Raw genomic sequence first — 12,201 nt, 5'->3', positions numbered from 1 at the left:
GACCGTTCAATCTTAATCACGTTCTAATAGCCCCTAGCACAATCAAATCATTTTGCACTAAGAACATACCGCCCCAAAAGAAAAGCATTACCATTAAACGATGTGGGTCTCCTATAAGAATATTATAAGTAGCGACAACATGGCGCACGGATGCTAAATGCACATTTAAGTGTGAATCTTCCACAATAGAAAAGAGGCTAATCCAAGTGGATTAGCCTCTTTTCTATTGTGGATGTCAATCATCATTGCAAACACCAAGCAAGCGTTCTAAACCTGCTTTTCTGTTCTTGAATTATGCAAGCGATACTTATAAATTCCAAGGACAACAACTGCAATGGCGAGTGCTTCACCCATCGGAAGAAAAACTGCTAGGAAGGACATAACGGTACAACCAAGAGCCATTATTGCATAAATGACTACATTCTTTAGCAGTGGTAGCTTTTTAGCAAACCCTAGCTGATAGACGATAACACAAAGTGCAAAAATCGTTAAATACAGGTACCACATACCGGATTCGGGATTTTCATCCACTCGGTAAAGTGCTGCAAAAAATGACAGCCGCTCCTGTATATCCATTTCAATCCCTCCTAGAGGTTATTATTTATTATTCAACTTCAGCAAATTTTTTCTTTTTCGCTGATTTTTCACGTTCGTTTTTCTCAAGAATTTTTTTACGAAGTCGGATGGATTCTGGAGTTACTTCACAGTATTCATCGTCATTCAAATATTCAAGAGCTTCTTCAAGCGACATAATTCTTGGCTTTTTCATTGATGACGTTTGGTCTTTGTTTGCAGAACGCATGTTAGTCATTTGTTTTGCTTTAACGATGTTAACAGTCAAATCACTTTCACGGTTATGCTCTCCAACGATCATACCTTCATAAATTTCAGTACCTGGTTCAACAAAGATCACACCTCGATCTTCAACTTGCATCGTACCGTATTGCGTAGTTTTTCCTGTCTCCATCGAAACAAGAACACCTTGACGTCTTCCACCAACTTGCCCAGATGCCATTGGCTGATAACTGTCGAATGTGTGGTTCATAATTCCATAACCACGAGTCAAAGTTAAGAATTCTGTTGAATAACCAATTAAGCCACGTGCTGGAATGTTGAAAATAAGACGAACTTGACCGCCATTATTAATCATATCCAACAATTCACCTTTACGAGCCCCCATTGATTCCATAATCGAACCAGTATTCTCTTCAGGTACGTCAATTTGAACACGCTCGATAGGCTCACAACGAACTCCATCAATGATACGTACGATAACTTCTGGTTTTGACACTTGAAGTTCATACCCTTCACGACGCATGTTTTCAATTAAAATAGAAAGATGTAGCTCACCGCGTCCAGAAACTGTCCAAACGTCAGGAGAATCTGTATTATCAACTCTTAGGCTCACATCTGTTTGCAATTGAGTTCTTAAACGTTCTTCAATTTTACGTGCTGTAACATATTTCCCTTCACGACCCGCAAATGGACTGTTGTTTACTAAGAACGTCATTTGAAGAGTTGGCTCATCAATTCGCAGAATAGGAAGAGCATCTTGATGTTCAGTTGGACAAACGGTTTCACCGACGTTAATATCTTCCATTCCTGAAACGGCAATCAAGTCACCCGCAACTGCCTCTTGGATTTCAACTTTTTTCAAGCCAATGAAACCAAAGATTTTTGTAACACGGAATTGCTTTACAGAACCATCCAGTTTCATTAAAGCTACTTGTTGACCAACATGCATTTTCCCGCGGAAAACACGTCCGACACCAATACGACCAACATAGTCGTTATAATCAAGTAATGCCACTTGGAATTGAAGTGGTTCATCACTGTTATCAACCGGAGCTGGAATATTCGCAACGATTGCTTCAAATAAAGGAGTCATGTCCTCTTCTTGTTTAGCTGGGTCTGGGTCAATACTTGCAGTTCCAGAAATACCTGAAGCATAAATAACTGGGAAGTCTAATTGATCATCCTCAGCACCTAGCTCAATAAATAAGTCAAGTACTTCATCCACTACTTCTCCTGGACGTGCTGATTCTTTATCAATTTTGTTTACCACAACGATTGGTGTAATTTTTTGCTCTAATGCTTTTTTCAGAACAAAGCGTGTTTGTGGCATACAACCTTCATAAGCATCAACAATTAGCAGAACTCCATCTACCATTTTCATGATTCGTTCTACTTCTCCACCAAAGTCAGCGTGACCAGGTGTATCCAGAATATTAATACGTGTTTCTTTATATTGAACAGCCGTGTTTTTCGCAAGAATGGTAATTCCACGTTCTTTTTCAATAGCGTTGGAATCCATCGCACGTTCTTCTACGTGCTCATTCTCACGAAAAGTACCTGATTGCTTCAGCAATTGATCCACCATTGTCGTTTTTCCGTGGTCAACGTGGGCTATAATGGCTATATTTCGAATATTATTACGTAATTTCAAGCAATTCACTCCTAGAGGAAATTTAGTTTAGGCATATCTATATCATTAACTTACATATTATATCACAAACATAGTATAATCAAAGCAAGAAATTCTGTACATTATAAAATAAAAGAGGTGAAATTCATGAATATTAAGTGGAACTTCCTTGTATTGGCATTATTGGCAGTCATCTGTATCAGCGGAATTGGAATTGCAATTGCCGAAAAAAGCATGACAATCGCCGCTATTTGTGTCCTAGCTTTAATGGGTATTATGGGGTATGGGTTTACCCAAAAGAAAAAACTACGTGAACAAGGAAAGTTGTAGGTATGTCTCTTGCACAGGAGTCACAATTAACATAAAAAAGATTTAGTACCAGAATTGAGACTACCATATTACAATGCAAGATGACAAGTGATACTTTTACTGCTCACGTTCATCGTAAAATAAGCTCTGGCGCTTGATGTGAATAGTTTTATTTATGCTATCAACAAAAAATCGCCTAATAATTGGCGATTTTTTGTTCCCATTGCGATGTATTTAAAGATTTTTTTAATAATTTACAGCTGGCCAGCTGTTGTGAAAATATGATTCTAAAATCGCTTGATGAAGACCAGGTTTTGAAACAAACAACGAAGAACCATTGATATAATCGAGCGGATTTCCCGACATCGTTGTTATTTCACCGCCTACTTCCTCAATCAGAATGGAACCGGCAGCAAAATCCCATGGTGCAAGTCTCATTGTCATATAGGCATCTAATCTTCCTGATGCAACATATGCCATTTCAATAGCTGCCGAGCCATATGACCTTGTTCCCCTAACATCCTTAACTAGAGGGGTAAGAACCTGATGATCAATCCGTTTGTTTTCCATAAGCCATGTAGCATTTAATGACAGGATCATTTCCGAAATCGGCACTTTTGTCAACTCAGGTAATTTTATATCATTCAGATAAGCACCTTTTCCCTTGAAGGCATGATACAGTTCATTATGTACGACATCATAAATAAGTCCTATTTTCCCGATGCCATCTTCATAAATTCCAATTGAAATAGCAAAATTCCGTTGTTGATGAATAAAATTCATCGTCCCATCAATTGGGTCAATAATCCAAACAACGCCCTTCAAGTCTGTGATCCGCTTGCCCATTCCTTCTTCCCCAAAAATTCGATGAGTGGGGAACGTTTCAGTAATATTATCAAGAAAAAATTGCTCTATTTCTTTATCCATGTTGGTAACTAAGTCATTGGCGTTCGCCTTTGTTTCAATATTGAGATTCTCTTCAAATGATGATTTAAGTCTTTTTCCCGCGGTCATGATCCAATCCTTTGCACATGCACCAATTTCTGTATAATTCTCCATCATTTTATCCTCCAGACATAGATGTTAAAAATCTACAAACGGTAATTCGTACTTTAAGAATAATGGAAATATTGTCCTGCATCAAGTTTTATCATGTTGTATGCATTTAATTGAACCGTGTTCTTACTTCACATTAAGGATCCCCTTAATCAAAATTATATACAAAACAAATAGACCTAAAAAGCCTTTAATTCGGAAGGAAAGACGTATGTAGTAAATGTGGCAAAACTAATTAAACGGCGTCATGTGAAGAGCTATACTAATTTGAACGCATCCGCGAAATCTCTTTAGTCTCCTCCAAAATTAGAAATGCTTGCGGACACCTTTACCAAATTAAAAGCGTCCGCTTAGCCATATTTTGCTTTTCTGCAACAACTTTGTTGAATCCAATAACCCATCGTTTCTTTCATAATCACAATTGCTATATTTTACAAAGCCTTTAGTCTTAATAGCTCATTCCGAATGCGTTCTAATTTATGTTTACACTGCTTTTTCTTTTGATCATTGTCTTCCTCAATAGCTTCAAAAAGAGTAGCCAATTCATAATCCATTTCCATACGTAGCACTGCTTTTCGGTGTTTTTCAACTTCTTTAGCTTTCATCGCTTGATTCATGACTTGTTTCATAAATAATTAGCTCCTTTCAGTAATTGACTAAATTTTCTGTTTTTTTATTACATACTATGATGCCTCTATGGAAATCGCAACTAAATTGTGCTCTAACCTATAGCCAAGTTTTTTTGTAATCCCATTATTTATATTATGTTTTTACCTATGCTACAATATCACTTAAAGGAACGAAGGAGGGGAAAAATGAACGTAACCAGTTTTTCAGCTGCAGATTTTAACGTATTTAAAATTGAAGGTCTCAATTATCGAATGGAAGCACTAAAAGATCAGATTCGCCCTAAACTAGATGCACTTGGTGACCACTTCGCAAGTGAACTTTCCACAATGACTGGTCAAGAACTATTCCCTCATGTGGCTAAACATGCAAGACGAACCATCAATCCACCTAATGATACTTGGGTCGCTTTCGCCGGTAGCAAAAGAGGATATAAAATGATGCCTCATTTCCAAATTGGTTTATGGGGAAGTCATATGTTTGTTTGGTTTGCGGTGATTTATGAGGCTCCCATAAAGGTCCAGTTCGGTCAAACACTTGAAAAGTCTGTAAAAAGTATCAAAGAAAGTATTCCTGACAACTTTGTGTGGTCGCTCGATCATACGAAACCAGAAGTCATTCCCCATAAAACCTTATCTTTAGTGGAATTAACCGCCATGTTCAAAAGGTTGCAGGATGTAAAAAAGGCGGAGATTCTTTGTGGGATTAAAATCCCTCGCGAGGATGCTATTAACCTCTCAGATGGTGATTTTATACGTACCATTCATAATGCTTTTGTCCATTTAATACCCTTGTACACACTAACCGAAACATCTCTTTAGAAATCTGATTTGCATATAAGAGTTAACCTTTTGTACGTAGAACTTAGTAAAGGGTCAGACCCCGCAACGACTAAATACAGTTTAAGATAAGTGTATGAAACACTATATACTGATTTAGAGTGCGAGGTCAGACCCTTATGAGATACTATCCTAGCTTTTATTCAATAGATTACTTTTTTACTTGCTAAAATTAATTCATCAATTTCGCGATAATTTTCTGATTGTAGACTTTGAATGATTTTACTGCCCACAATCACACCATCACTATATAACGAAGCTCTTTCCACATGCTCAGGAGTTGAAATTCCAAAGCCTGCGAGAACTGGTATTGAACTTGCCTCACGAATACGGTTTAAATAATGACCAACTTCTTCTTCAAAGCTTTCACGAACACCTGTTATTCCTGTTACAGTGACTGCATAAATAAAGCCTTCTGCGTTTTCAACAATTTTTTCGATTCTTTCCTGAGAGCTTGTTAAAGCAACCAATCTGATCAGCGAGATATTCGCATTTTTCAAATCTTGTGCAAGAATCTCTTCCTCTTCTATCGGTAGATCTGGGACAATACACCCTGACACACCAGCTTTGACACAATCATTACTGAAATTACCGATTCCATATGCAAGCAGAGAATTTAAGTAAGCCATAAAGATAATAGGAATGTCCACTTCATCTTTGATTTCGATAAGCTTAGAAATGATTTTTTTTAAGGTCACTCCTTCTGCCAACGCCCGCTTCCCTGCAAGTTGGATAGTTGGACCGTCCGCAACTGGATCAGAAAAGGGAACACCTAATTCGACCGCCGTTGCTCCGGCATTTTGCAAGCGAAGCAGGTCCTCCTTAAGCTTATCTAATCCACCATCTCCAGCCATAATATAAGGAATGAAGGCTTTTTCTTGCCTGACATGTAGTTCAGCTAATGTATCTTGTAATGATTTATTCCCCATCTTCGCGTCCTCCTAGTAATGAACGAACTTGTTCAACATCCTTATCCCCTCTACCTGATAAGCAAATTACAAGCCCTTCATCTTCCTTCATTTCTTTTGCAATCTTCATCGCATAAGCTATGGCATGTGAGCTTTCTAAAGCTGGAATAATCCCTTCCTCCCTAGATAAAAGAACAAATGCATCCAGCGCTTCATCATCGGTGACTGACGTATACGTCACTCGATTTTCGTCTTTTAAAAAACAATGTTCTGGACCTACACCAGGATAATCTAGACCTGCCGATATGGAATGGGCTTCTTGGATTTGACCGTCTGCGTCTTGAAGCAGATACATCAATGAGCCGTGAAGAACCCCTTTCGTCCCCTTTGTCAGACTAGCTGCATGTTTTTCTGTATCAAGCCCGCTTCCCGCAGCCTCAACACCGATTAATTTCACAGAAGGATCTGTAAGAAACGGGTAAAACATGCCCATTGAGTTACTTCCTCCTCCAATACAAGCAACAATCGTATCAGGCAACTTCCCTTCTTTTTCCTTATATTGTCGTTTTGTTTCATAGCCGATTACGCTTTGAAAATCACGAACAATTTGCGGAAACGGATGCGGTCCTAATACAGACCCCATAATATAATGCGTATCTGTAACATTAGATACCCAGTATCTGAGGGCTTCATTGACAGCATCCTTCAAAGTACCACTTCCTTGATCAACAGACACAACCTTCGCTCCAAGAAGCTCCATTCGGAACACATTCAATTTTTGTCTCTGCACGTCTTCGCTTCCCATAAAGACGACGCATTCTAGATTCAGCAAGGCGCAAACTGTTGCAGTGGCTACCCCATGCTGACCCGCCCCTGTTTCTGCAACAATTTTTCGTTTCCCCATTTTAATCGCAAGCAACGCCTGACCAATCGTATTATTAATTTTATGGGCACCTGTATGATTTAAATCTTCACGCTTTAGATAGATCTTTGCTCCGCCAGCAAGCTTCGTTAAATTTTCTGCAAAATATAATGGATTTTCTCTCCCAATATATTCTTTTAAGTAATACTGAAGACTTTCCTGAAACTCGGGATCCTGTTTTGCTTCCTCATATACGTTTTCGAGTTCTAATACTGCTGTCATTAATGTTTCTGGAACAAATCGACCGCCATATTCACCGAAATGTCCAGTTTTGTCCGGTCCACTATACGTGCTTATCATGCTAATTCCTCCTCTTTTAGATGCGCTTTACTAATAAATTTATTGATTTTTGTAAGATCTTTTACACCGCCTGTTTCGACACCACTTGATACATCAACAGCATAAGGTTGAATGATTCGAACAGCCGTTTCTACATTATCAGGAGATAATCCTCCCGCAAGGAAAATATGATTGCTATAAGGTAATTTCCCCTTCATTTCCTCCCAATTCAGAGTCTTGTTTATAGGAGCTGTTTGATTTTTCGGTAAATCAAGTAGAATATACTCTGTTTTCCATTCAGGGACCTTTAATAAATCTTCTATAGAATGTATTGTAATAGCTTTAATGACGGGTAATGAAAGCTTACTTGCAAATTCCTGACTTTCTGTACCGTGAAGTTGAATAATATCTAGCCCTGCATATTCAGCAATTCTTGATATTTCCTCAACCGATTCATTAACAAAAACCCCTACCTTTTTTACATTCCCCTTTAAATTTCTAATAATTTCTCGTGCTTTTATTGGCGTCACTTTCCGTTTACTTTCGGCAAAAATGAATCCTAGATAATCGGCTCCTGAATCAATAGCTGTTTGCGCTGCTTCTAAAGTTGATAAACCACAGATTTTAACGTACATAATTCTCACCTTTAAGCAAGACGTCAAAGTCTTTAAAGCTATGATTTAGATTTTCCGCTTGCATCAATGTTTCCCCAACTAATATTCCTTTCGCTCCGGCATCTCTAACTCGCTCAACATCGAGACGTGTTTTCACTCCGCTTTCCGAGATAAATAGTTTGTTCAATTCTGCTAATTGAGAACCGAGTCGCTCCGTTACTTCAAGATTCACTTCAAAAGTTTTTAAATTCCGATTATTAATGCCAATTAATTCTGGATCAATCGGAAGCACAGCTTGAAGCTCCTCATCATTATGCACCTCAACTAACACTTCCAAGTCTTCTGATTTAGCATATTGGTATAGTTCTGCCAAGCGTTGTACTGGCATAGCAGCTGCGATAAGGAGGATGATGTGTGCCCCCGCTCGTTTAGCTTGGTCAATCTGTATTTCATCAATAATAAAATCTTTACAAAGAACAGGGATTTTCACAGCCTCACTCACCTTCTTAAGATCCTCAAATGATCCTTTGAAGAATTCCTTGTCTGTTAAGACAGATATCGCAGCGGCGCCATTTTTTTCATAAGCAATCGCTTGTTTAACAGGATCCACATCTCGATCAATATCTCCACGGGATGGTGAAGCTCGTTTTATCTCTGCAATGATTGAAACTTTTTGTGATTCTTTCAAGCTCTGTAAAAGCGACCTCTTCGTATATACAACTTCCGAATTCGAAACTTTCAATTTTTTCAATTGAATAATCTCCTCATGTTTAGTAGCAAGAATTGTCGTCAATATATTTGTCATTTACATTACCCCCGCTTTTTTATAGGTGTCAAAATGTATAAGTGCTTCAAGCTTCTTAAATGCCCGCCCACTATCAAGGCTTTCTTTTGCCATGGCAATTCCTTCACGAACATTGTCTGTTTTCCCGTTTGCATATATTCCTAGACCAGCATTTAAAAGTACCGTATCTCGATACGCCCCCTTTTCTCCATGTAATATTCGAAGCATAATATCAGCATTTTCTTTTGCCTCTCCACCACGGATCATTTCATTTGTATAATAAGGTAAACCAACATCCTCAGGGCTTAATGTGAAGTGCGTTTTCTTGCCGTTTTCTAATAAAATCATCGAATTACTTCCTTGTAGACTAGCTTCATCCATATACCCTGCTCCATTGATTACCAAGGCTCTTCTTCTCCCTAACTTATCTAATACTGACGCAAATAGGTCGAGCATTTCGCGCCGATTAATCCCAACCAATTGAGAGTCCAGCTGAATTGGGTTAGTTAGTGGACCTGTAAAATTAAACACAGTGGATATTTTCAGTTCCTTTCTTATTTTCATAATTCTCGCAAGTTTGGGATGAACAGTAGAAGCAAATAGAAAAGCAATGCCGATTTCGTTCAATCTTTCTTCAATTCCTTGCGTATTTAATTGAAGGTCCACACCTAACTCTTCAAGAACATCAGCACTTCCCGTTTTGCTTGATACACTGCGGTTTCCATGTTTGGCGACTTTGATACCTGCACCCGCTAATACGAATGCCGATGCTGTACTAATGTTGAAACTTTGTGAACCATCGCCACCTGTTCCGCAATTATCCATCACATGATCAAATTGCACTTTCAAAGGAATCGCTTTTTGTCTTAAAACAGTGGTTAGACTTGCAATTTCTTCAGCTGTTTCACCTTTTGATTTAAGAGCGATTAGAAACGCAGCCATTTCGCTATCTGTAATTTCATCAGAAAAGAGTAATTGTGCAGCATCTAACATTTCTTCTTGCGATAATGATTCATGTTGCGATAGTTTTTCAAGATATCTTTTCATATTGAGCACCATCTTTCACATTTTTGATAAATTGCAAGAGGATTGATTTCCCCGTAACTGTTCCAATCGACTCTGGATGAAATTGCAATCCATATAAAGGATATTGTTTATGTTGAATCGCCATGATTTCTCCGTCATCAGCAGCTCTTGCAAGAATTTCAAACTCGTTCGGAAGGCTATGATCTTTCACAACCAATGAATGATAACGCATGACTTCTAAATAGCTTTCTTGGGTTTCGAATAAGCCTTTCCCATTATGCAGAACTACTGACGTTTTCCCGTGCATGATTTGTGTAGCCCGATCCACCGTCCCTTTAAATGCACATGCAATCGCTTGATGCCCAAGACAAATACCTAAGATCGGAACTCTCTTGTAAAAATGGGAGATGACTGGAATACATATTCCTGCCTCTTCAGGGCGACCAGGTCCTGGTGACAGGATGATTGCGGCAGGGTTCAATGCCTCAATTTCTTCAATTGTGATTTGATCATTTCTTTTCACTATAATTTCGGGGTAAAATTCACCGAGATATTGATATAAGTTATAAGTAAATGAATCATAATTATCAATGAGTAATATCATCTCTTTGCACCTCCAATAAAGCTTTCGCCTTATTCTTCGTCTCCTCATATTCCGTGGCAGCTACAGAGTCATAGACGATCCCTGCCCCAGCTTGAACATAGGCAATATCATCTTTAATGACCATGGTTCGAATCGCCAGTGCCATATCTAAGCTACCACCAAAACCAAGATAGCCGACTGATCCTGCGTAAACCCCTCTTTTTACATTTTCTAATTCGTTGATTAACTGCATAGCTCTAATTTTCGGTGCCCCAGAAACCGTTCCTGCTGGCATACAAGCGATTAAAGCATCAAGACTTGTAAGGTCCGAACGTAACAGCCCTTTTATTTTTGAAGCAATGTGCATGACATGCTTATATCGTTCTATTTTCATTTGAGCGGTTAATGTAATCGAACCGATTTCACACACTCTACCAAGATCATTACGACCAAGGTCGACAAGCATCTTATGCTCTGCAAGTTCCTTCTCATCCTCAAGCAGGCTTTGTTCATACTGTTGATCTTCTTCTGGAGTATTCCCCCGCGGTCTAGTACCAGCTATTGGATTTACTGTGACTTGTCGATCCTTCACACTGATTAAACTTTCCGGTGAAGAACCAAGAACGGTATATCCGTCAAAGTCGATATAAAACATATAGGGTGATGGATTGGACAATCTAAGTCTGCGATATGCCTGAAATGGATCAGCGTGAAATGGTGACTGAAATCTCTGAGATAAGACGACTTGAAATACTTCCCCTTCAATTATTGCTTCCTTAGCCTGATGAACAAGGTTTTCGAACGCTTTCTGACTCATATTTGATTGAAAATCTAAATGTACTCGTTCACTCTCAGGTTCGTTATCGCTTACCGATTCAATCAGCTTTTTCATGTCAGACAACCTTGTTTCAAACTCAGAGCTACATGTAACCAAATGAATCTTTTCTGTTAGATGATCAAAAACGATAACATCCTCAAAAAGTAGAAAATGGGCATCTGGCATATTTAAGGAGTCTTCTGGCACATAACCTATCTCCTCATACTGCCGGATCATATCGTAGCCCAAGTAGCCAACTGCTCCACCAAAGAATGGGATGTCAAAATCGTTCGTTTCAAATTCAACGTCCAGCTCTTTTTTTAATTCATCCATTAGCAAACCAATTTCTAACTTATTTTTTTGATTAGGGCTAATTCTTTCGGTTACCTTATCTTGTGAAACTAATTCCAAGTATGGGTGGAAGCCAATATAAGAGTACCTCCCTTTGTCATGATGGGAAGGTGAACTTTCTAATAGAAATTTCTTCCTACCAGGAAGTTTCTGAAAAATTGATATCGGTGTATGGATGTCACCTTCAACAATCATTTTATTAAATTGTAATTTTCTTCTTTCACTTGTCATGTTAGCCCTCCTTAAAAATAAAAAAGTCCCCTGCATACACAAAAAATGTGTATGCAGAGGACGATTCATTTACCGCGGTGCCACCTCAGCTTGAGGATGTCTTAAAAAGGGTTTCTGATCCCGTGCCCTATATCCAGTAATTACATCACTGTATATAGGGCACGAGGTCTAACACTTTTATGGAGACATCCTCCGCTTTTCAAGTACAGGATTTATATCCTAATACTAATCCTGATAACGGTGGAAGCCGTGTTCCTCTACTAATCGTTCAAGGAACCTCTCACAAGTCCATTCCCCTTTTCATATCGTACCGGTTTCCACCTGCCCCGGCTCTCTGTTACGCATCTAAAAAGGCTACTCCTCTTGATCATCGAATTGTTCATTATAATTTTAAAAAACACAAAAAGGGCCCCCATCCAAAAGGACGAGG

The 12,201-nt window shown here is 38.7% G+C and carries 13 protein-coding genes and 2 other annotated features (1 of these 15 only partly in view); of the genes, 2 read left to right on the top strand and 11 right to left on the bottom strand.

Going from position 1 to position 12,201, the window contains the following annotated elements; translation table 11 throughout:
* Positions 1–267 precede the first annotated feature (267 nt).
* Both JNUCC23_RS07620 and typA read right to left on the bottom strand, forming a co-directional pair.
* Positions 268–576, bottom strand: coding sequence for a YlaH-like family protein (locus tag JNUCC23_RS07620; RefSeq protein WP_062181551.1), 309 nt, complete (start codon positions 574–576; stop codon positions 268–270).
* A 28-nt stretch (positions 577–604) separates the two neighbouring features.
* Positions 605–2,446, bottom strand: a complete 1,842-nt coding sequence (gene typA, locus JNUCC23_RS07615) for a translational GTPase TypA (protein WP_403073121.1) — start codon at positions 2,444–2,446, stop codon at positions 605–607.
* 126 nt (positions 2,447–2,572) lie between these two features.
* On the opposite strand from typA, the gene JNUCC23_RS07610 reads away from it, so the two are divergent.
* A complete protein-coding gene (locus JNUCC23_RS07610) occupies positions 2,573–2,755 on the top strand; it encodes a YlaF family protein (RefSeq protein ID WP_403073119.1) in 183 nt (60 codons plus the stop codon).
* Positions 2,756–2,980: 225 nt separating this feature from the next.
* On the opposite strand, the gene JNUCC23_RS07605 is transcribed toward JNUCC23_RS07610, so the two are convergent.
* Positions 2,981–3,793, bottom strand: a complete 813-nt coding sequence (locus tag JNUCC23_RS07605; RefSeq protein ID WP_062181561.1) for an inositol monophosphatase family protein — start codon at positions 3,791–3,793, stop codon at positions 2,981–2,983.
* A 428-nt stretch (positions 3,794–4,221) separates the two neighbouring features.
* Complete coding sequence (locus JNUCC23_RS07600; protein WP_062181564.1) at positions 4,222–4,419, bottom strand: hypothetical protein; 198 nt, start codon at positions 4,417–4,419, stop codon at positions 4,222–4,224.
* Between the two features lie 186 nt (positions 4,420–4,605).
* Here JNUCC23_RS07600 and JNUCC23_RS07595 point away from each other — a divergent pair, with 186 nt between their 5' ends.
* Complete coding sequence (locus JNUCC23_RS07595) at positions 4,606–5,238, top strand: YktB family protein (protein WP_403073116.1); 633 nt, start codon at positions 4,606–4,608, stop codon at positions 5,236–5,238.
* A gap of 161 nt (positions 5,239–5,399) precedes the next feature.
* On the opposite strand, the gene trpA is transcribed toward JNUCC23_RS07595, so the two are convergent.
* From trpA to trpE, 7 genes are read right to left on the bottom strand one after another with little or no spacing between them, the layout of a single operon-like run.
* The gene (gene trpA / locus JNUCC23_RS07590; protein ID WP_062181570.1) at positions 5,400–6,185 is read right to left on the bottom strand and encodes a tryptophan synthase subunit alpha; all 786 of its coding nucleotides are present in this window, start codon (positions 6,183–6,185) and stop codon (positions 5,400–5,402) included.
* Entirely contained in the window at positions 6,175–7,386 is a 1,212-nt protein-coding gene (gene trpB / locus JNUCC23_RS07585; protein WP_454215091.1) for a tryptophan synthase subunit beta, read from the bottom strand. Before trpB ends, trpA begins: the two co-directional genes overlap by 11 nt.
* The gene (locus JNUCC23_RS07580) at positions 7,383–8,000 is read right to left on the bottom strand and encodes a phosphoribosylanthranilate isomerase (RefSeq protein WP_454215089.1); all 618 of its coding nucleotides are present in this window, start codon (positions 7,998–8,000) and stop codon (positions 7,383–7,385) included. Before JNUCC23_RS07580 ends, trpB begins: the two co-directional genes overlap by 4 nt.
* A complete protein-coding gene (gene trpC / locus JNUCC23_RS07575) occupies positions 7,990–8,784 on the bottom strand; it encodes an indole-3-glycerol phosphate synthase TrpC (protein WP_062181579.1) in 795 nt (264 codons plus the stop codon). Before trpC ends, JNUCC23_RS07580 begins: the two co-directional genes overlap by 11 nt.
* The gene (gene trpD, locus JNUCC23_RS07570; protein WP_454215087.1) at positions 8,785–9,810 is read right to left on the bottom strand and encodes an anthranilate phosphoribosyltransferase; all 1,026 of its coding nucleotides are present in this window, start codon (positions 9,808–9,810) and stop codon (positions 8,785–8,787) included.
* Positions 9,794–10,393, bottom strand: a complete 600-nt coding sequence (locus tag JNUCC23_RS07565; protein WP_403073109.1) for an anthranilate synthase component II — start codon at positions 10,391–10,393, stop codon at positions 9,794–9,796. The genes trpD and JNUCC23_RS07565 overlap by 17 nt, the downstream gene beginning before the upstream one ends.
* Positions 10,377–11,771, bottom strand: coding sequence for an anthranilate synthase component I (gene trpE, locus JNUCC23_RS07560; protein ID WP_454215085.1), 1,395 nt, complete (start codon positions 11,769–11,771; stop codon positions 10,377–10,379). Before trpE ends, JNUCC23_RS07565 begins: the two co-directional genes overlap by 17 nt.
* Positions 11,772–11,824: 53 nt before the next feature.
* Positions 11,825–12,151: a binding site (T-box leader), on the bottom strand.
* A gap of 37 nt (positions 12,152–12,188) precedes the next feature.
* Positions 12,189–12,201: a binding site (T-box leader), on the bottom strand (it continues 217 nt past the right edge of the window).

This window comes from Peribacillus sp. JNUCC 23 (assembly GCF_053653995.1).
Note: the sequence above shows the minus strand (reverse complement) of the source record. Positions and strands in the feature narration are given on the sequence as shown.